The following is a 19,794-nucleotide window of genomic DNA, read 5'->3' as shown; positions in this document are numbered from 1 at the left end:
ACCGTTTCCCCACCGGGGGAGCGGTTTTTTTTTGCCCTGATTCCGCGCCGCTGCCCCGCTTCCGTTTTCCCTATCACGGCCGCACCGCTTTATCCTGTCCCTGGCCGGCAACTCACGCTATCCTGAAACCTGACGTGACAGTAAGGAGGCTCACATGCACCACCCCGACGTTTATATTGGCGGCATTCAACCTTACGAGGGCGGGCGCCCGAGCGCGATCGCCAAGCGCCAGGTGGACGGTGCCGTTCAGCTCACCCCGCAGGGGCTGGCGGGCGATGAGCAGGCGGAAACCCGCCACCATGGCGGGCCGGACCGCGCGCTGTGCCACTATCCGCGCGAACACTACAACCACTGGCGCGCACAGTTTCCGGTGCAGGCCGAGCAGTTCTGCGCGCCCGCCTTCGGCGAGAATATCTCCACCCTCGGCCTGACTGAGCACAACGTATTTATCGGCGATATCTTCCACTGGGGCGAGGCGTTGATTCAGGTCACTCAGCCGCGTTCCCCCTGCTTTAAACTCAATTTCCATTGCGATATCGACGATATTTCGCTATTGATGCAGCAAAGTGGCCGCTGCGGCTGGCTGTACCGGGTGATCGCCAGCGGTGAAGTGAGCGGCGATCGCCCGTTAACGCTGGCGGCGCGCAACAGCGAAATCTCGGTGGCGGAGGCCATCAGCATCGCCTGGCATATGCCGTTCGACGAAGAACAATACCACCGCCTGCTGGCGGCTGCTGGGCTGTCCGCCACCTGGAGCAAAACCATGCTGGCGCGCATCACCACCGGCAAGATCGAAGATTTCAACCGGCGCCTGTTCGGCCACTAACGGATAGACACAGCGCGCAAGGGTCAGGGATGGGCCACATAACACGCTGGCACCCCAGCAACGTGAGAGATTAAACAGATAGGCAAAGACCATGACACAACTCATCCATCCTGCCGCAGCCGAAGGTTATCAGGCCAATGCGGAATACTACGTTAAAGGCCGCCCGGATTATCCACCAGAAGTCAGCGCATGGCTGCGCGAAGCCGTCGGCCTGCAGCCGGGGAAAACCGCGATCGATCTCGGCGCGGGCACCGGCAAATTCACCGCCCGCCTGCTGGAAACCGGGGCGCAGGTGATCGCCGTCGAGCCGGTGTTGCAGATGCGTGAAAAGCTGGCCGCCGCGCTGCCGCAGGTAAAGACCCTGGCGGGAACCGCCGAAGCCATCCCGCTGCCGGACGAATCCGTCGACGCCGTGGTGTGCGCACAGTCCTTCCACTGGTTTGCCACCCCGGCGGCGCTGGCGGAAATCCGCCGCGTTCTGAAGCCGGGCGGCAAACTCGGGCTGATTTGGAACATGCGCGATGCGCGCGTGAACTGGGTGCGCAAACTCAACCAGATTGTCGATCGCTACGAAGGGGACGTGCCGCGTTTCTATTCCGGCGCGTGGCGCAGTCTGTTCCCGGTGAAGCATTTTGATAGCCTGCGGGAGCAAGGGTTTATGTTCGGCCACAGAGGCGCCACCGAAGACGTGATTTACAACCGGGTGCGCTCAACCAGCTTTATCGCCGCCCTGCCGCAGGCGCAGCAGGAACAGGTGATCGCACAGTTGCGTGAGCTGGTGGCGGCGGAAGAAGAACTGTGCGGCAAGGAAACCGTAACGGTGCCTTACCAAACCCAGGCGTTCGTCACTACCAAGCTGGAATAAAAACTGCGCCGGGCGCGGGGAAGCGCCGGCAACAGGTTTCAATACACGGCCGTTTACCCCGCCAGCGTACTTAACGAAGCAATGTGTAAAATAACAGTCTGCTGATACGATAAGATAGTAATTCCAATCATATTGGGGTAATAAAAATACCACTTATAGACAATACACCACGATCAGAAATTAATATTATGGGCGATGTAATGCGTAACCTTAAAGAATTAAGGTTATTGGCGGAGGGCCAAGCCAATATTAAAATGTCGATAGCCACTTGATTTGTAATTAATCAGCCATAAAACACTCCGCCGCACCATTCCCAATTGTATCTGCAATATCATATGCAACAGATGGGCATCATACGGAAAAATAATTTTCCATATCAGAATAAACATCCAGCAACATACCTTGGATTGCAATTACCATAGAAACAAAATATTACATATATTTATTTTAATATAATACCTGTATGGGTGGAGAATTATATTTAATAGAATTAGGATAAACATCCATAATTCATGACAACTGACGACTAATAACGCCAAGTCATCTGAATGAGAACAATAAATTAAGGTATGGATAATATATGTTACACGTGGTGAAAGTGGATAACTTAACCGTTAAAATGGCATCAGAGGATCGTTTTGCTCTGGATGGGCTCACTTATTACTTTGAAAAAATTCATATAAAAAACGCTATATTTTCCGAAGCGGGGGTTTTCATAATTAGTCAAAGTGATATTATGGAAGCCTATCGATTTTTATTAGCACATCTTGACTTTTTTAAGTCACATAAGATTATTTTTTTTATTTGCCCGTCATCAGTGTGGAAAGTTATAGACGGTATCAATGACAGACGGTTTAAGTTTATCGATATACATTCTAAGCCTGATACTATTGGCGGATTTATTCAAAGGGAAAATGACAGTTATAACATTAAGACTTCTACTCATCAGTCGAAAAGAAAACTAACATACTGTGAAATTAATTTCATAAGATATTATATGAAAGGCTATAATCCAACCTCGATCGCAAGAATTCTGGGTGTAAGTATAAAAACAGTCAGTGCACATAAAAGAGCCGTCATGAGAAAACTTTTGGCTGCTAATGTATTGGAGTTACTTGTCAAATATGAAATCAGCAAAAAGACAAAATCTCTATGTATACAGGCCCGACATTAATATTACTTATTTTAAAGTTCTAAACAGTCTTTTCTCAACTATTGGGTCATGCATTCAAATTTTGAACATGATTACTCACACCCAATAAAAACATAGATACTCCTCCAGTACGCATGCGAATATTCACAAAAAACCAAAATAAATATTTCAATGACATTCTATTTAGATGGTACCAGCGGGTAATCATTCCCAGTTAATGGTATATGTTGCTGTTGCGATAACAGAACCGGCAGAAATACTGGATCCGCCATAATTGTAATAATAGGCATATAGCGCAATACCACACTTTATCCCTACAGTGTTGAGGAGTTTACAAACTGCTTCGCTATTGCTTGCCTCGAATACACTCTTATTATTGGAAGTAAAAGCTTGTCCCAGAGTTATCGCATTGCCTGTCTCGTTTTTCAGCGAAATGCCGATGCCTTCGGCAGTACCCGAGTTCTGTATATAGTCTCCATTCGCAGAGGCATTGTTACTGTCGATGGTAAGATAGAATGTTGCCGCGTTTGTACCAATGGTTGTTGTGGCAGCGGTCCCCCACACACCGCTTGGGTCGCAGTCACTTACGGTGAATGAAAACTCTGTCGGTTCACCAACCGTGCCCACCCCAGAGGTGATCGCCTCAGCGGTGTTGATACTGGGCAAAATAACAGTCATGTCGCCGTTAGCATCGGTGTTGTCACTGTTGATACTGCAGGTGGTGTCCGCAATGGTGCCGCTCACCGTGACAGTCGCGGCACGCGCAACCGCCGCTGAATAAACCGGCGCCTGATATAATGCACAAAATAAAAAACCTGCTATCATCGCCAAGAACTTAAGCATATGACTCGCTCCTCAGTCGTAGTTTAGGTACAGCACAGCCGTAGCAGTTAAACTACCCGCAGCCAGCGACGATTCATCATAGACGTAATACTCAGCGGTCAGCGGCAAAGACAAACTGCCCACCGTATCGCCTTTAGAGACCAACGATATCTCCGTTGCATCACCCTGAACCCCGGCGCTGTCACTAAAGGTCAGGTCGCTACCGTCACTCAAAATTTTCACCCCGACGCCGCTACTGTCAGAGGCGCTATTACGCAATACCGTCGTTTGGCCGCTAACTATATCAGCACTGTAAAACCACGCGGATACATTACGGGTACTGGCGCTGTTCAGCGCGCCGCTGCATGTCAAAGGGATGGTGAAAGAGGTACTACCGACTTCACCTTGTTTCAACGATGTCGGACTTATCGTCGGCAGCGTGACGGTCGTATCCGTCGCTGAACAGGTCGTCGGCGTCGGAGAGAATGTGACATCTACTTGCTGATAGCCAATCCACTGTGTATTACTCCAGGAATTACTCAAAAAAGCATCAAGCGCATCAGACGCGGTAGCGCTTGAGCTTCGCGCCACGGCCACCACCGGCAGATCTATACTTGTGGTGGCATTTACTGTAGAACTACTTGATGGAACGGAATCGCTGTCGACCAGCTCTGCGGTAATGGTATAAGTGACCTGGTAAGCACTGAGATTGTAATAGGTGACCACAAGAATTGAACCAAGAGGAAGAGTAGTTTCATCCGCAGTTGCCGTGAATTTGACCCACTGATCAACATCGTTGCTAGTATCGGTAAAATGGACGTAATATCCACCGCTCATCGGAGAAACCACGTAGGCAGTTGAAAGTATCGTACAATACATGGCCCCAGCGTTCGACGTCCAGGTAGTAGAAGCACTTCCTGTAGCGTTATCCGTCGAGGTCAATAGGCTGGATATATCCCAAGTCGAAGTAGCCGAATGTACATCCGACGCAATGGGAGAAAGCAGTGATGAAGTTGGCCAGCACTGAGCATAAGAGAAGCCTGAAAGCGCCAACATACTTCCCGCTAAAAAAAATAGACAAGTTTTATGTATAGGCCAACGGTTATTGAGCCGGGGTACATTCATTGCGATGCTCCTCTACAGGGTGGCTGATGGCGCAAAGGCGTTCTTTTTTACTGCTGCTGTCGGTATACCGGACATAGAGTATTTCCGGCAGGGCCTCCGACTTAACATAGAGCTGCGATCCCTGGGCAACATACCCGGTATCTTCTTTCTGCTTATTCAAAATTGATGCGCCAAACGGCAACGGCTCGCCATTATTCAATTCGGCATCAAAAGTAAAAACCTGGCGCCTGTCGGTCTGATATTTGAGGTAGGATATACTGCCGTACCAAGGCGCGGCGTAGGCGACGTTGCCCAATATTTCCGCCTGCCCCTTATTAGAGCTATTTTTATCATCCATTATAAATTTATTCCGTCTGTAAGCAGAAGCTGATGCAATCAGTGCCTGACCACGGCTATTGGTTTGCACCCCAGGATTATTATTTACAATAGCGCCAGCGGCGCCAGGAGCATCCAGTATTACAAAAGTGTTCCCCGTATCGCCGGAAGCCAATAATCCGCCACGCCACAGCATCAACGTGCCGCTCGCCGATGCCCCCATTTGACGATAGCTGCTAGCATCGGTATAACTTGCGGTCAGTTTGCTCCATGGCGATTGCCAATCTGCATAAAGGCTTGCTGAACGTGAAGCTGACGACTGGCTGTCAGAAAAACTGGCGCTATAGCCCACCGTCTGGGTGGCGCCGTTAATACCCACCGTTGATGAACTATATCGGCCATTGGCAGCATATAGATTACTGCTCAAGCTGGCCTGCCGACCAAAAATGCTAAACGGGATGGTCAAAGATAAATCAATCCGGCTTTCATCGGATTTCACGATGCCATAGTTAGCCTCATCATATTCACTACTGTCATCATTTGGATCGTATTCGTAATGAATGCGTGAAGCCGCCACGCTGTAAGAGATATCGCGCCAAGAGTTACTGTACGTGACTGAATATTGTTTGGTTTTCTGCATTGACTGCCAGTAGGTGCTATAGCTGCCTCGTAAAGCGATTTTCCCCCAATCATCGGGAAGTGGCTGATCAAGCGTTGCGCTGAGCGTATGTTTGCTTCGCTTATAGCTACTGGCGCTATAGCCTTTTTTGAAAAGCGCATTTAATTTTACCGTATCGTAAAATGACAAGTAATTCTGCGTATCATAATAATACGTCGCTAACGTCAGGTTTGTCCGGGTGGGGAAGTACCGGCTCCATGATATTTTATAGCGTTGCCCTGCATGAGTTGTCTCATCGCCAAGCTCGGCCTTCGCGTCATCAACACTCAGCGATAATGAGCCTATATAAGGAACGGAAAAAGCCACCCCTCCCAGTATCGAGTGGTATTTTTCACTCAGCGTTCCTCCGGCATATAACGTCAGGTAATTATTGATACCATGAGAAAAACTCCCCTGCATAAAATCAGGATGGCTATCGACATCGCGGACATCCACCTGCCCGGCATTGAACAGCCATTCAGACGAGCCGGGCCTTAACATGTCCGACAACGTAGAAAAAGGAACCACAAAAGATTCAACGGTTCCATCTGCATTCTGTACTTTAACGGTCAGATCACCACGCGATCCCGTCGGCATGAGATCCCTGATCGCAAACGGACCTGGCGGAACGCTATTCTGATAAATCACACTGCCGCTTTGGTATACCCTAATGACAGAGTTAGTTTTTGCCACCCCATAGATAACCGGCATATATGTACGATATATATCCGGGTACATTTTCTGTTCTTGCTTCAGTAAGATCCCCTTATAGCGGAGGGAATCGAACCAGTCCGAGCCGGTATAACTTTCACCCACCCGGATAACAGAGTGAAGGGAAGGGAAAGGCCGTTCGATATAGCGTTCATTATTCGTCCAATAGCCATTAGGGTTTGCACGGGTTTTACGATAGACAGATTTATCAACCAGGTGGCTCCCCCCCAGATCAAGGCCGCTATTCAGCGTTAAATATAGATTGTCAGTATCACTGATCCCATCTGATCGCCAGGCATGATAATAGTTTGCATTATAGGTGGTATAGAGACCATTAATACCCTCATCCCACTGAGACGGCGGAAGCCAGCGGGCATCAAATTTAGTGACAAAGGCCTGTGGTATCGTAAGATTTACCCGCAGTTGACCACTGCTCAGTGAGGACTGACCGCCATGCAGAAGTAAATCAACATCGACCCACTGACCCGCCGTTGCCTGCTTGAGGATATCATCTGCATCAGTAATACCAATGAGGGGGACGGCTTCCCGACTTATTTTCATTTTATTATCATCGGTAATAATAAATTTATATTTACCACGCCATGTACTGTTGATATACACATCGAACAAATAAGTGCCGGCTGCGATTTTTTTATCTGAAGAGTTCCAGTTCACGCTTGCCGCTTCCCCCACGAGAAAACTGGTGTCGAATCCTGCAGCAGCGTGCACCTTACCCTGTAGGCCAGCAATTATAGCCAAAGATAACAAGGCCAGTTTAAAGCTTCGATCGGCTAAAATATGCATTCCTATCACACTCTTACTGGCAAGGTATCAACAGATAGTATTAACTTGTGGAGCCTGGTGATTAAAATTTAGCAACGGATGGTACTTTCGAGCCATAATCGTCGATTCTAACCATTTGGTAAGTGCCCGATGATAAATTCCCCCGGATTTCTTCCGGCGTTGTACAAGAGAACGGCGGCACAAAAACCGCTTTCTTCAGGAAATTATCCGTAACCCTCCCTTTTTGAGGGGTGTAGCTTTTCCCATCCCAGCGCATTATTTGCACTATCGTCAGATAATAAGGTGATTTATTGTTGATACAGGCTTTCCCATCGGCACCACGAGATAAAGCAACATACTTAGGAATATCATCGACGGCTATCGAAAGCCCTGCAGGCCGCCAAAATAACTTGATGCGATTACGCAGTGCAACTTGCATGTAATTGCTACCATGCTTATCGGGCATGGGGGGGACATCAAGAACGTTAAGCCAGAATACAGACTCGCGATCTTGAGGAAGTTTGCTTGAGGAACCTGTCAATAATACTTTTAGCGTCTGGCCACCTTCGCCATCAATTTTGACGACCGGAGGCGAAACGATAAAAGGGGCATGGACGTCTTCCGGACGAGACTGCGGATTTCCATCATCGATCCATGCCTGGACAAGATGAACCGTACGTGACTTATTAAGCAGTTGCACAGAAACACTGCTTTCATCTGAAGGATAAACCAATCGGGTCCTATTTATAACTACGCTGGCTGATGCTTGGCCAGAGAGCAAGGAAACAGCCACCAAAAAATATTTGCCAAAGTTAAACATATTTCCACTCCTTATAATAAATGGAGCCTGGTACACCGGGCCGGGCTCCACTACCTGTCATTCGTAGCTAAATACGTAGGTTGCTGTTGTTACAACGCTACCGGTGGTAACGCTAGAACCACCATAGTTATAGTAATTTGCATAGTAGGTAATATCGCCCGCTGCACCCGTGTCATATACCGCGGAATCAGTTGAACTGCTAGAACTGGTAGTTGCTAACCCAGTATCCAATGCTGTATCCAATGTAATTGCTTTGGATCCATCGCTGGTAAGAGCAATACCAACGCCAGTAGCGGTCCCAGTCGCATTTTTCAGATAGGTTTCATCATCTGAAATGTTAGCGCCACTAAATGTTATATCCAGCGCCTGAGCCGTCGTGCTAGTTGCCGTATACCCCGAACAACCGGAGACCGCGATAGTAAATGCGGTCGCGCCACTGGTAAGAATCCCCGTGGAGGTGCCGAGTGCATCCGTAGTTATCGGTTCAAGGCTAACTGTAAAGTCGCTGCCATTGTTAGTCGTAACGTTACATGTCGTATCGGTTACGGAGCCGGAAAACGTAATCGTACCCCCACCAACTGATGAACTGGTTGTCGCCATCGCAGTACCTGAAAGCGCTAAACCACCCATTGCAACTGCCAATAAAGCTCGAGTAAAAATTTTATCTTTCATACAAATAACTCGTTTTTTGTGAACCCTATTTTAAAAATGCATAATCTGAAATCAGATTGACATCAATCCTTAGCCTGAACTATTACAAAATTAAAACATTTCCATAGCCCACCTGTTTAATCAATGAAGTTAATTTTTACACACAAAAACCAATCTCACTCGCATACGAGCTCAATCAATTATTGAATTTTCCATTTTAGGAAAAACTTTAATCAACGTTAGGGATCGTACTCCTCTACGACTTATTCTTGCAATTGATGCAGATCAATTTTTACAACATGCCTATTTTTTGATCTCGCTGTTTACTTGCTGTTTATATTTCCATTAGAGTTCAAATATTCAACAATGACATCTTTATTAGTGGCGTATTTCGCTTCATGCACCAAACCATATTTTCCAAAAAAAATTGATTAGTTACGTAAAGTTATTATGTAGCTAATTTCATGTTACCACTGGGAATTTTCTTAATATGTAGACGCTCGTTAATACCGTCCAATCGATTACTCATCGATACTTTTACTATGGAGCCCACTATAGAAAACTCGATAGTTTATTTCTGCAGCACTTAAACCAATGTTCAAAAAACAATCAAATGATGTAATGATTTATTACACTGTTAAACTAAAACAATACAAACAATACAAACAATAAATGAGCTTCGGTTTGCTTCTTAATTTATTTTATTTAGCCCTTCATACTAAATATCCTTATTTATACTACTTAAGTGGTATTGACCACGTTATAAATATTAAAATAACTGTTATGATTATTTTTATTAGGATATGGATTTCAGCTCTTCGGATTTTCAAACATGCGATTCACCTGTGTGTCTACCCAAGTTTTTACATTACTCCAAGCTTAACGCCGCACGCACATCGCTTCATCTGCCGGAACTCATATACATCTGGTATTTAGCCATTCGTTCCAGTTGACCTCATGTTTGTCTATCGTTCGGGGAATATTTGTGGGAAAACGTGACTATGGTTCACCATCGCAAAATAGTGGGATACCGAGAGGAAAAAAGGACTATAGGCGGTAAAAACGAGCAAAGCCTAAGTAAGCTGACGCAGGGAAGACGTGCCCGCAACCCGTTGATTGACTGGATAACGAGGCATCAGCAGTGTGCATACCCACTGCTGACGTATTCGGCAGGCGGGATCAGAAAGGTTTTTTAGCGTAGCCGGTTACCGCTTTCAGCCCCATTTCACGGCCCAGCGCGGTCATCGGGTGCACCACGATCAGGCCGCGCACGCTTTTCTTCAGCGCGCCCATATCCGCCTGCTCTTTCTTGGTGATCTCACGGCTGAACGGCAGCTTTTCCAGCTTTTGCGCCTCGCTGCTCAGCTTCTGCACGCGCACGTTTTTCAGCCGCTCAATTTCCGCCGCCAGCGTTTCTTTTTCTTTATTGTGTTGCGCGATCAGATCCGGGTTGCCCTGTTGGATCACCTGGCTATCCTTGTGGTTCAGTGCATCCAGTTGGTCGCTCAGGCGCTTAATCTCTGCCTTTTCTATCTCTTTCATGGTATCCGGCCTGTTGTGCCGCTTGCGGCACGCTAAGAAGTGATTTTCAGTGCGGCATTGTAGCAAAATGCGCAGCCGGTTACCCGCCCGATGCGATCCCGGCTGGCAGGCCGCTCATCGCACAAGCCCGGGCCCCGACGCGTGCTAAAGCCTGTCTGTAGCGTTCGTTGAACGGATAGCAGCAGGAAAGGCGCAGCCCATTGCGATAACGGCCGCTGGGTGAATAGAGCATACCCGGCGTCAGGCAGATGTGCTCATCCAGCAACTGGTGAAACAACTGCACGCAGTCCACCCCGTGCGGGAACTCAACCCAGAAAACAAAACCGCCCGCCGGCTGGGTGGCGCGCGTTCCGCGCGGGAAGTGGCGAGCGATAATCGCTCGCGCCTCATCCACCTGGGCGGCATAGCGTTTACGCAGATTGCGCAAGTGGTGATCGTACCCCCCGCTGGCCAGAAACGTGGCCAGCGTTTCCGACAGCAGCTGCGACTCCGCCATCGATGATACCGCCTTCAGCTTACGCAACGCATCGCTAAAGCGCCCGCCGGCCATCCAGCCAATGCGGAAATCCGGCGCCAGCGTTTTGGTGAAGCTGGAGCAAAACAGCACCCAGCCGCCATGGTCAAAGGCTTTTACCGCCGGCTCCAGCACACCGCCAAACTGGATTTCGGCATACAGCCCATCCTCGATCAACGGCACCTGGTGATCGTTCATCAGCCGGGCCAGCCGCTTTTTTGCCGCCAGCGGCATCGTGCACCCCAACGGATTCTGCACCGTCGGCATGGCGATAACCGCATTCAGCCGCTTCTCGTCCAACAGCAGTTCCAGCGCATCCAACGACAGGCCATGCTGCGGATCGGTGGGGATTTCCAGCGCCTTCAACCCCAGGCTGGCCAACAGTGGCAACAGGTAAAAATAGGTGGGTGACTCTAGCCCGATGCAGTCACCGGGTTTGGTGGTAGCGCGCAATGCCAGTTGCAGCGCCTCCATGCAGCCGTGCGTCAGCACCACGTCACCCGGCTCCAGCAGCATACCCAGCGCCATCCCGCGGCGAGCGATCTGCTGGCGCAGCCGCAGGCTGCCGGGCGGCAGCGCATATTGGCCGATCAAATCCGGCTGGCGCCGCAGTTGTGAAGCCAGCATGCGCCCCAGTTTACCGCCGGGATAAAAATCCGCCGTCTGCGGGCAGGCCAGCGACAGGTTGGTAAACGCCGGATTCTGCTGGGCGGCGAACACCGTATCGATCAGCGCCAGCACGTCATCCGCCGGCTTTTCAATACGATCGCTCGGCGGCGAAGCCGCTTTCAGCGCCGGCAACGTACTGCGCACATAGAAGCCGGACTGCGGCCGCGCCTCGATCAGCCCGCGATCTTCCAGCATACGGTAAGCCGCCACCACGGTATTGATACTGACGCTGTGGCTCTGCGCGCAGCGGCGCACGGAAGGCACGCGGCTGCCAGGCTGTAGCGTGCCACGGCGAATGGCCTCCGCCAGCGTTTCGGCCAATTGTAAATAGCGCGTTTCCGCAGTGGATTCATCAAGAAACACAGTTTATCTCCAGGCAATGGGTACAGTTTCATCTTTAACAAACTGTATCCATCACAATAGCCGATCTCTGGTTCTGTCACCATCACGCCAAGCGCCTTATGCTGGTGTTACTGCCCAACACCCTGTTTTAGGAGCTTTTTTATGCTGGATTCTGCTTTTATCAGCTACGTCACCGTGATGTCGATAACCCCGGGGCCGAATAACCTGCTGCTGGCCTCATCCGGCGTCAACTTTGGCCTGCGCCGGACGCTGCCGATGATTTTTGGCATCGGCGCCGGCTGCGCGGTGCAGCTCGCGCTAACCACCTCCATGCTCAACGTTATTCTCAGCGGCGCCAGCGGGCTGCGTTTCCCACTGGCGCTGATGGGCTGCGCCTACCTGCTGTGGCTGTCGTGGAAGCTGTTTCAGGCTGCAACGCCCACGGCCAAACAGCAGGCCAAGCCAATGCGCTTTATCGCCGGCGCGCTGTTTCAGGCGGTGAACCCGAAAGCCTGGCTGATGGCGATCAACGTGGCTATTTTGTTTACCCCGCGCAGCGGCGCCAGCCTGCATCAAACGCTGGCGATCATCGCCGGTTTCACCTTATTGAATATTCCCTGCGTGTTGGTGTGGGCGCTCATGGGCGATCGGCTGCGCACTGCCCTGCGCGTGGCCTGGAAGCTGCGGGTGTTTAACGGGATCATGGCCGGATTGATGGCGGCCACGGCGTTGTGGCTGCTGTATGATGAGTGGCGGATCGCCCTGGCTTAAGCCGGGCCGAGCGGAGAAAGGCGGGAAGGCTGTTTGGCGCCGATGCCGGCGATCAGCTCGGTGAGGGACAGCACCATGGTGGAACGCACCATTTGCTGATAACGCTGGTGCTGCATGGCGATCAGCAATTCGTCGGCTTCGCCGGGTTGCAGGAACGTCGGCACCGGCGGCAGCACCGCCACGCAGTGCAATTCGCCAAACGGGCCAAGGATTTCATCATCAACGAAACGGTATTCGCTGCCGTCGTGGTTTAACTCTTCGCGCAGCGCCATCAACAGCTCAGCGTCTTCATATTCATGGCGGGAAATCACCCCAAGCCCGTACATCAGCTTCAGGCGCACAGACAGTTCGCCCAGCGGGCCGGCACCGGATAACAGCGGTTCGACGGCGTATTTCACCGCATAGTCATCCTTGCGAAAAACCTGCACTACCAGCACGTTGAGCGCTTCCGCCAGCAGATCCACCGCTGCAATCAGGAAGCTGCGCACCGTCTTGCCGGCGTTAAGCTTTTCCAGAACCTTATTTTCAAATGCCTGCGCTTCTTCCATCGTCGTTCTTCGTATGGCGTGGAGTGGGATCCCTTCTCCCGACAGGGGAAGTTTTGGATAAGCGTGAACAATATCACGAATGTTGCTCACCCGGCCTCCTCCCTAACCAGAGAAAATGCATTTATCCCCCTCTTATTTTAAGCGGCAGATGCGCGGGCCTGATTCCCAGAGCCGCGCTAAAACGGGGCCTCTGATATAGGCAGCGTCGCCAGGCCAACACACCTGCAATTTACTGTATGAAGGGTATGCCATTATGCGTGATGCATAGCGGTATATGCAGCCACCGCTTTGCGTACCACCTCACTGTCTTCCGGCAGGCCGGTGATTTGCACCAGCGCCGCCTGCGGCCCCAGCCGTGCCAGCAGTTCCGCCATCTCTTGCGCCTGCGGATCCTGCTCATTGTTGTAATGCAGCACCGCGGCGATGCCCTGGATCAGATTTTCGTTCGGCAGGCCATACTCCAGCGTGCCCAGCAGTGGCTTGATCAGGCGATCGCCGGCGCTCAGTTTGCGCAGCGGCTGGCGGCCGACGCGTTCCACGTCATCATGCAGGTAGGGGTTCTCAAACCGGCCGAGGATCTTATTGATATACGCCGCGTGTTTTTCCGGCGCGAAACCATAGCGTTTGATCAGCACCGCGCCGCTCTCTTCCATTGCGCCCTTTACCACACTGCGCACGTCGGGATGGAGAATGGCTTCGCGGATGGTCGGCAGGTTCGCCCGCTGCCCCAGATAAGCGGTAATGGCATGGCCGGTGTTAAGCGTGAACAGCTTGCGTTCAACAAACGCCATCAGGTTATCGGTCAACTCCATGCCGGCAATGGCTGGCGGCTCGCCTTTGAACTGCGTTTTATCAACAATCCATTCGCTGAAGGTTTCCACCGTCACTTCCAGCGGATCGGTGGTGCCTGCCGCTGCCGGCGGTACGATGCGATCGACGGCCGAATCAACAAAGCCGACGTGCTGCTCCACCCAGGCCTGCTCTTGCACCGGCAGAGCGTTAAACACGTGCTGTTTCAGTTGGCTGGTGCCGCGCACCATATTTTCGCAGGCGATAATGTTCAGCGGCGCTTCATTGCCCTGCTGGCGGCGTTTAATCAGCCCTTTGGCAATAGTGCCGGCAATTTTATCCAGGATCTGCGGCCCGACCGCCGTGGTAACCAGATCGGCCTGCGCAATCAGCGCTGCCGCCTCATCGCTGGCGCTATGCACGGCGCTGACGTTATTCACCGGTTCTACCCGCGCCTGTTCACCCACCACATGCACGTCATAACTACCGCGCTTGTTCAGTTCGTCCAGTACTGCCTGGTTGACATCGGCAAAGGTCAATTCAACGTTCGCGTCAGCCAGCAGCTTACCGATAAAGCCGCGGCCAATATTACCTGCCCCGAAATGTAATGCTTTCATAATCTTAGCCTTTTCAAACATCACGGGGGCGTTGCTTGCGCAACCCCCCGTAGGGAGTTACGCCTGCTTACCGTTCAGCAGATCCAGAACATCCTGCACGCTGGTGGTGGTGCTCAGGCGCGCAATGACGGTTTCGTCGTCCAGCGCAGTGGTCAGGCTGGTTATCACCTGGATATGTTCGTTGTTGCGCGCCGCAATGCCGATCACCAGGCGCGCCACCTCATCCTCTTCGTTACCAAAGCGCACACCCTGCGGGTATTGGCAGAACACCACCCCGGTGCGCAATACGCGGTCTTTGGCTTCGATGGTGCCGTGCGGCACCGCGATGGATTCCCCCAGATAGGTGGAGGTGAGCTTTTCACGCTCCAGCATCGCCGGCACGTATTCCGCTTCGACATAGCCCCCTTTCACCAGCTGTTCACCGGCAAAGCGGATCGCCTGTTCTTTGTCGGCCGCCTGCAAGCCAAGGAAGATATTGTCTTCACGCAGCCTGAACAGGTTCTGCTCGGTGGCGTCAAAGCTGTCGTCCAGCGTCGAGATCACTTTCTGCTGGTTTTCGCTGGTCTTGCTGGCGGCCACCAGGCGCTCGGCCAAATTGCTGTACAGGTGGCTATCGAGGAAGTTGGTCAGCGAGATGTGCTGTGCCTGCGGCGCATGCCGCATGGCGCGCTCGGTCAGATCGCGGTGGGTGATCACCAGATCCACATCATCCGGCAGGTTGTTGATCGCACAGTTGGTCACCGAGATGTTTTTCAACCCGGCGTCGGTCACTTTTTTGCGCAACACGCCGGCGCCCATGGCGCTGGAACCCATACCGGCGTCACAGGCGACGATGATTTTGCGCACGGTGCTCAGATCGCCATCCACCAGCGCATTTGCCGGCGCCGCTGCGCCCTTCGACTGCGCCTTCATGTCCTGCATGCGGCGGGTAGCTTCTTCCAGTTCGTCTTCGTCCTTCGCCTTGGTGGTTTTCAACAGCAAGGCCGAAATCACGAAGGAAACCGCAAATGCCGCGGCGATCGCCGCCAGGTTGGCGAAGTAAGCGCCTTTTGGCGTCATCGCCAGCACGGCCAGGATTGAGCCAGGGGAAGCCGGGGAAACCAGGCCGCCGTTCAGTAAGGTCAGGGTGAACACCCCAGTCATGCCGCCCAAAATCACCGCCAGGATCAGGCGTGGGTTCATCAGCACATACGGGAAGTAGATTTCGTGGATACCCCCGAAGAAGTGGATAATCGCCGCGCCGCCGGCGGACTGCTTGGCATTGCCGCGGCCAAAGAACATATAGGCCATCAGCACGCCCATCCCCGGGCCGGGGTTGGCTTCAATCAGGAAGAAGATCGATTTGCCGGCTTCCGTTGCCTGCTGGATACCCAGCGGCGAGAAGATGCCGTGGTTGATGGCGTTGTTCAGGAACAGGATTTTCGCCGGTTCGACGAAGATCGACGTCAATGGCAGCAGGTTGTTCTGCACCATGATGTTGACGCCCGCCGCCAGGATGTGCGAAAGCCCTTCAACCAGCGGCCCGATGGCCATGAAAGCCAGGATCGCCAGCAGCATGCCGATAATGCCGGCGGAGAAGTTGTTGACCAACATCTCAAAGCCGCTTTTGATCTTGCCGTCAACCCAGCGGTCAAAGCGTTTGATGGCCCAGCCGCCCAGCGGGCCGGCGATCATTGAGCCGAGGAACATTGGCATATCGGCGCCGACGATCACCCCCATGGTGGTGATGGCGCCGACCACGCCGCCACGTTCGCCACCCACCAGGCGCCCACCGGTATAACCGATCAGCAGCGGCAGTAAATAGGTGATCATCGGGCCGACCAGCTTGCCTAACGTTTCGTTCGGCAGCCAACCGGTTGGAATAAACAGCGCGGTGATAATGCCCCAGGCGATAAATGCACCGATATTGGGCATCACCATATTGCTCAGGAAGCGGCCAAAGTTCTGAACCTTGACCTTGATATCTGGTGAAAACATAAACCCCACCCCTATTGTTACGCGCTGACAATAAGAGCGCGTGATATTTGTCGTGACGGAATCGTCGAGTTGCTGCTGTATGCGAAGCGGACTCTAGCACGCGCTTTTTGGGGGGAATATCGTGTGAAAATCTTGTGATATACATCACACCAGACATGCCCATTACCGGGGGGTAATGGTGATTTAGATCACAATAATTGAATGTAAAAAAAGCACATTGTTAAAAACAGACCGGTCATGCCGTAAAAAATGTGATTTGTATCACTATTTTGTATGACAACTTTGTTTGTTAATTGTGATGTTAATCACAATTAACTTTTCGCTGCGGCGAGCAAAACGAGAGCTCGATCTCGTTCCTGGTTTTCGCCGATATGGCGCTGAAAACGGCAACGTAAAAAATGAAATAAAATTACATTTCTCACCCCGCCGGCGCTGGAGAGAACAATAACAACACGAAAAGTGGGTAAATAAAGCCAGCAAATCGTCCTTGCCATACCGTGCCCCATGAAGGCGATGCCGGCAGTGCACCACCACAGCGCTCCGCCTCATTGCGGTGCGCCGCCTGGGCCGAACATGTTACATCCTATTGAATTAACTTGATTTTTATTCTTGGCATAAGTTCTGCATACGTTAGCTGGCCTTGTATACAAGTTTGTATCCTGTCAATAACACTGGGGGAACATTTATGCGCGACCATAATGATGAAAAAATTGATATTCAGCGTCGTCGGTTAATGAAGTTATCCGCCCTAAGTTTGGGCGGCATAACCTTGGCCAGCATGCTGCACAGCACGCCGGCCTTGGCGGCCGATGATGAAATCCTTATCGGCTACTGGCCGATTGTCGGCGGGTTGCCGCTGTACACCGGCGTTGAAAGAGGCATTTTCAAACAGGCAGGGTTGAACGTGAAGGCCGTGAAGTTCGCCAGCCCGCAGCAGGTCGTGGAAGCGATGATCACCGGCCGCATTCACGGCTGCGCTAACGGCACCGCTACCGGCGCGCTGGGGCTTGGCGCCATCACCAGCCCAGAGCTATTCAAAATCATCTGCTCGAACCCATCCAATGAAAAAATGGTGTTGGACGAGTTCCTGGTGCCGGTCAACAGCAGCGCAACGCGCATTTCGGATCTGCAGGGCAAGCGTATCGCCTGCGGCCCCGGCATCCAGAACGTGACCATGACGAAAATCATTCTGGAAAAAAACGGCTTCAGCGACACCAAAGTCATCGAGTTGCCAGTGGGCCAGCATGCGCCATCGCTGGCCGCCGGGCAAATCGACGGGGTGTATACCCTGGAGCCGACCGGTACGGTGGCGCGCATCAAGGGAATGGGCAAGGTGTTGGAAACCGGCGTGATTTCCAAATACGTGCTGGGCGATGCCAGTGCCCCTTGGTTCGGCGGCGCAGCGGCGCTGACCAGCAGCTTTATCAGCGCCAACCCCCAACGGGCGCAGCAGTTCACCCAGGCATACGGCCAGGCGGTTGAGTTTATTCAGCAACAGCCGGAGGCTTCGCGCCAATACGTGGCGGGCTATACCGGCATTGAGCCGGCGCTGGTGCATGAAGTGCCGCTGCCCGGCTTTGTCATGTATGACCAGCTCACCGGCGACAATCTGCAGTGGTTCCAGAAATTTTACGACGTGTTCACCGAGCGCAAGATTTTCAGCAAACCGGTAGACGTTGCTTCACTGATTTATCGTGCGTAGAGGGATGATATGACCAAAAATTGGGGAAACAGGCTCTTACCCCTGATCGGGCCTGCCATCCTGTTTGTCTTATGGCAAACGGCGGTGAGCGCCAAATGGCTCAACCCGGTGCTGCTGCCTTCGCCGGTGGAAACGCTGCGCTATTTGTTCGAGGCGCTGGTGAGCGGCGGCATGAATCAGGATATCGGCGCCACGCTGTACCGCACGATGATGGCCTTTGTGTTTTCCGCCGTGATCGGCGTGCCGTTGGGGGTGATTCTGGGCAGTAATGAGCGCGTCTACCGCAGCGTGGAGTTCCTGGTGGATTTCTTCCGCTCCACGCCTTCGTCGGCCATGATCCCGCTGTTTATGCTGATTTTCGGCATCACCGATGCCAATAAAATCGCCATCGCCGCTTTCGCCGCGGTGTTGGTCATCCTGTTTAACAGCGCCTACGGGGTGATGAATGCCAAAAAGACCCGCATCATGGCGGCCCACGTCATGGGGGTGCCCCGCTGGCATATCTTCAAAGACATCATGCTGATGGAAAGCCTGCCGCAAACCTTCGTTGGGCTGCGCACCGGCGTCTCGATGGCGTTGGTCATCGTCATCGTCGCGGAAATGTTTATCGGCTCGGAAACCGGCCTTGGCCACCGCATTATTGATGCGCAGCAGCTGTTTAATATCAAGGATATGTATGCATCCATTCTGCTGACCGGCGCCTTTGGCTATCTGCTTAACCTGGCGTTTTTGTTAATTGAAAAACGCTGCGTACATTGGAGTGGCAAAGCATGAGTAATCCATCCTGGCCAAAGCCCAACACCCACGTTACCATCCGTGGGCTGTATAAATCCTTCGCGGGCCAACCCCTGTATAGCGATCTGAATCTGGATCTGCCCCGGGGGAAGATCGTTTCCATTTTCGGCCCCAACGGCTGCGGCAAATCAACGCTGATGAACATGATTGCCGGCTTGCTGCCGCTCGATCAGGGGCAGATTTTATTCGACGGCAAAAAGCTTTCCGAAACCAATATCGGCTACGTGTTCCAAAACTACCGCGATGCGCTGTTCCCCTGGATGAGCGCCTGGAAAAACATCGCCTACCCGCTGAAACGGCGCGGCATGAAAGAGAGTGAAGTCAAAGCGCGGGTGGAAGAACTGGCGCAAATGTTTGATATCCGTTTTGATCTGAACCGCTACCCGTATGAGCTTTCCGGCGGCCAACAGCAAACCGTGTGCATCATGCGCGCGCTGGCGGTTAAACCGGAAGTGATGTTCCTGGACGAGCCGTTTTCCGCACTCGATTTTGAAATGACGCTGTTTATTCGCGACAAGCTGCAACAGGTGCAGCTCGCGACCGGCGTTACCATGCTGATTGTCTCGCACGATCTGGAAGACGCGGTTTTCCTCGCCGATGAGATCCTGCTGCTGACGCGGCGCCCCACCCAGGTGGCGGAGATTGTGCCGTTCAACCTGGCACGCCCGCGCAACGCCGAAGCCATGAGCGACCCGGAGTTCATTCGGGTCAAGGCCCATACGCTGGCGGTATTTAAGCGCGAAATGGCGGCGGGTTAAGCGCCGCCCCGGTGGCAGCGCCCTGCACGGGCGCCGCCGCT

17 protein-coding genes are annotated in these 19,794 nt (G+C 52.4%); 7 read left to right on the top strand and 10 right to left on the bottom strand.

The window, feature by feature from the left end:
* Positions 1-154: 154 nt before the first annotated feature.
* The 3 genes from yiiM (at position 155) to ABFX35_RS19455 (ending at position 2,865) form a co-directional block, all read left to right on the top strand.
* Positions 155-826: a 6-hydroxyaminopurine reductase gene (gene yiiM, locus ABFX35_RS19465; RefSeq protein WP_346082534.1), complete on the top strand. Its 672-nt coding sequence runs from the start codon at positions 155-157 to the stop codon at positions 824-826.
* 91 nt (positions 827-917) lie between these two features.
* Positions 918-1,691, top strand: a complete 774-nt coding sequence (locus tag ABFX35_RS19460; RefSeq protein ID WP_346082533.1) for a class I SAM-dependent methyltransferase — start codon at positions 918-920, stop codon at positions 1,689-1,691.
* A gap of 580 nt (positions 1,692-2,271) precedes the next feature.
* On the top strand, positions 2,272-2,865 hold the full coding sequence (locus tag ABFX35_RS19455; protein WP_279026156.1) for a helix-turn-helix transcriptional regulator: 594 nt from the start codon (positions 2,272-2,274) through the stop codon (positions 2,863-2,865).
* Between the two features lie 183 nt (positions 2,866-3,048).
* Here ABFX35_RS19455 and ABFX35_RS19450 read toward each other — a convergent pair whose 3' ends face one another.
* From ABFX35_RS19450 to ABFX35_RS19420, 7 genes are all read right to left on the bottom strand, one after another.
* A complete protein-coding gene (locus ABFX35_RS19450; RefSeq protein ID WP_346082532.1) occupies positions 3,049-3,687 on the bottom strand; it encodes a fimbrial protein in 639 nt (212 codons plus the stop codon).
* 12 nt (positions 3,688-3,699) lie between these two features.
* Complete coding sequence (locus tag ABFX35_RS19445; RefSeq protein WP_346082531.1) at positions 3,700-4,791, bottom strand: fimbrial protein; 1,092 nt, start codon at positions 4,789-4,791, stop codon at positions 3,700-3,702.
* Complete coding sequence (locus ABFX35_RS19440; RefSeq protein ID WP_346082530.1) at positions 4,769-7,279, bottom strand: fimbria/pilus outer membrane usher protein; 2,511 nt, start codon at positions 7,277-7,279, stop codon at positions 4,769-4,771. The genes ABFX35_RS19445 and ABFX35_RS19440 overlap by 23 nt, the downstream gene beginning before the upstream one ends.
* 61 nt (positions 7,280-7,340) lie before the next feature.
* Entirely contained in the window at positions 7,341-8,078 is a 738-nt protein-coding gene (locus tag ABFX35_RS19435; protein WP_346082528.1) for a fimbrial biogenesis chaperone, read from the bottom strand.
* 57 nt (positions 8,079-8,135) lie between these two features.
* On the bottom strand, positions 8,136-8,750 hold the full coding sequence (locus tag ABFX35_RS19430; protein WP_279026148.1) for a fimbrial protein: 615 nt from the start codon (positions 8,748-8,750) through the stop codon (positions 8,136-8,138).
* 1,158 nt (positions 8,751-9,908) lie between these two features.
* On the bottom strand, positions 9,909-10,271 hold the full coding sequence (locus ABFX35_RS19425; RefSeq protein WP_121525426.1) for a YibL family ribosome-associated protein: 363 nt from the start codon (positions 10,269-10,271) through the stop codon (positions 9,909-9,911).
* Positions 10,272-10,350: 79 nt separating this feature from the next.
* Complete coding sequence (locus ABFX35_RS19420; RefSeq protein WP_346082526.1) at positions 10,351-11,817, bottom strand: aminotransferase-like domain-containing protein; 1,467 nt, start codon at positions 11,815-11,817, stop codon at positions 10,351-10,353.
* A gap of 141 nt (positions 11,818-11,958) precedes the next feature.
* Here ABFX35_RS19420 and ABFX35_RS19415 point away from each other — a divergent pair, with 141 nt between their 5' ends.
* The gene (locus ABFX35_RS19415) at positions 11,959-12,567 is read left to right on the top strand and encodes a LysE family translocator (RefSeq protein WP_095846447.1); all 609 of its coding nucleotides are present in this window, start codon (positions 11,959-11,961) and stop codon (positions 12,565-12,567) included.
* On the opposite strand, the gene ABFX35_RS19410 is transcribed toward ABFX35_RS19415, so the two are convergent.
* From ABFX35_RS19410 to ABFX35_RS19400, 3 genes are all read right to left on the bottom strand, one after another.
* Positions 12,564-13,115, bottom strand: a complete 552-nt coding sequence (locus ABFX35_RS19410; RefSeq protein ID WP_346082653.1) for an MltR family transcriptional regulator — start codon at positions 13,113-13,115, stop codon at positions 12,564-12,566. The genes ABFX35_RS19415 and ABFX35_RS19410 overlap by 4 nt on opposite strands.
* A 251-nt stretch (positions 13,116-13,366) precedes the next feature.
* A complete protein-coding gene (locus ABFX35_RS19405) occupies positions 13,367-14,521 on the bottom strand; it encodes a mannitol-1-phosphate 5-dehydrogenase (RefSeq protein WP_279026140.1) in 1,155 nt (384 codons plus the stop codon).
* Positions 14,522-14,578: 57 nt separating this feature from the next.
* A complete protein-coding gene (locus tag ABFX35_RS19400) occupies positions 14,579-16,498 on the bottom strand; it encodes a PTS mannitol transporter subunit IICBA (RefSeq protein ID WP_279026138.1) in 1,920 nt (639 codons plus the stop codon).
* A gap of 685 nt (positions 16,499-17,183) precedes the next feature.
* On the opposite strand from ABFX35_RS19400, the gene ABFX35_RS19395 reads away from it, so the two are divergent.
* The 3 genes from ABFX35_RS19395 to ABFX35_RS19385 are packed head-to-tail and all read left to right on the top strand — an operon-like array spanning position 17,184 to position 19,753.
* Positions 17,184-18,200, top strand: a complete 1,017-nt coding sequence (locus tag ABFX35_RS19395) for an ABC transporter substrate-binding protein (RefSeq protein WP_279026136.1) — start codon at positions 17,184-17,186, stop codon at positions 18,198-18,200.
* Between the two features lie 9 nt (positions 18,201-18,209).
* Positions 18,210-18,974 (top strand): ABC transporter permease, encoded by a 765-nt coding sequence (locus tag ABFX35_RS19390; RefSeq protein WP_095846451.1) that lies wholly within the window; start codon positions 18,210-18,212, stop codon positions 18,972-18,974.
* Positions 18,971-19,753, top strand: coding sequence for an ABC transporter ATP-binding protein (locus tag ABFX35_RS19385; RefSeq protein ID WP_346082525.1), 783 nt, complete (start codon positions 18,971-18,973; stop codon positions 19,751-19,753). The genes ABFX35_RS19390 and ABFX35_RS19385 overlap by 4 nt, the downstream gene beginning before the upstream one ends.
* Positions 19,754-19,794 lie beyond the last annotated feature (41 nt).

Source organism: Gibbsiella dentisursi, assembly GCF_039539505.1.
GTDB lineage: Bacteria > Pseudomonadota > Gammaproteobacteria > Enterobacterales > Enterobacteriaceae > Gibbsiella > Gibbsiella quercinecans.
Note: the sequence above shows the minus strand (reverse complement) of the source record. Positions and strands in the feature narration are given on the sequence as shown.

Coding starts and splice junctions, on each gene's coding strand:
- ABFX35_RS19440 (WP_346082530.1), bottom strand. CDS start 7,279: ATGCATATTTTAGCCGATCGAAGCTTTAAACTGGCCTTGTTATCTTTG.
- ABFX35_RS19435 (WP_346082528.1), bottom strand. CDS start 8,078: ATGTTTAACTTTGGCAAATATTTTTTGGTGGCTGTTTCCTTGCTCTCT.
- ABFX35_RS19410 (WP_346082653.1), bottom strand. CDS start 13,115: ATGGAAGAAGCGCAGGCATTTGAAAATAAGGTTCTGGAAAAGCTTAAC.
- ABFX35_RS19460 (WP_346082533.1), top strand. CDS start 918: ATGACACAACTCATCCATCCTGCCGCAGCCGAAGGTTATCAGGCCAAT.
- ABFX35_RS19415 (WP_095846447.1), top strand. CDS start 11,959: ATGCTGGATTCTGCTTTTATCAGCTACGTCACCGTGATGTCGATAACC.
- ABFX35_RS19450 (WP_346082532.1), bottom strand. CDS start 3,687: ATGCTTAAGTTCTTGGCGATGATAGCAGGTTTTTTATTTTGTGCATTA.
- ABFX35_RS19390 (WP_095846451.1), top strand. CDS start 18,210: ATGACCAAAAATTGGGGAAACAGGCTCTTACCCCTGATCGGGCCTGCC.
- ABFX35_RS19395 (WP_279026136.1), top strand. CDS start 17,184: ATGCGCGACCATAATGATGAAAAAATTGATATTCAGCGTCGTCGGTTA.
- ABFX35_RS19425 (WP_121525426.1), bottom strand. CDS start 10,271: ATGAAAGAGATAGAAAAGGCAGAGATTAAGCGCCTGAGCGACCAACTG.
- ABFX35_RS19385 (WP_346082525.1), top strand. CDS start 18,971: ATGAGTAATCCATCCTGGCCAAAGCCCAACACCCACGTTACCATCCGT.
- ABFX35_RS19405 (WP_279026140.1), bottom strand. CDS start 14,521: ATGAAAGCATTACATTTCGGGGCAGGTAATATTGGCCGCGGCTTTATC.
- ABFX35_RS19400 (WP_279026138.1), bottom strand. CDS start 16,498: ATGTTTTCACCAGATATCAAGGTCAAGGTTCAGAACTTTGGCCGCTTC.
- ABFX35_RS19455 (WP_279026156.1), top strand. CDS start 2,272: ATGTTACACGTGGTGAAAGTGGATAACTTAACCGTTAAAATGGCATCA.
- yiiM (WP_346082534.1), top strand. CDS start 155: ATGCACCACCCCGACGTTTATATTGGCGGCATTCAACCTTACGAGGGC.
- ABFX35_RS19445 (WP_346082531.1), bottom strand. CDS start 4,791: ATGAATGTACCCCGGCTCAATAACCGTTGGCCTATACATAAAACTTGT.
- ABFX35_RS19430 (WP_279026148.1), bottom strand. CDS start 8,750: ATGAAAGATAAAATTTTTACTCGAGCTTTATTGGCAGTTGCAATGGGT.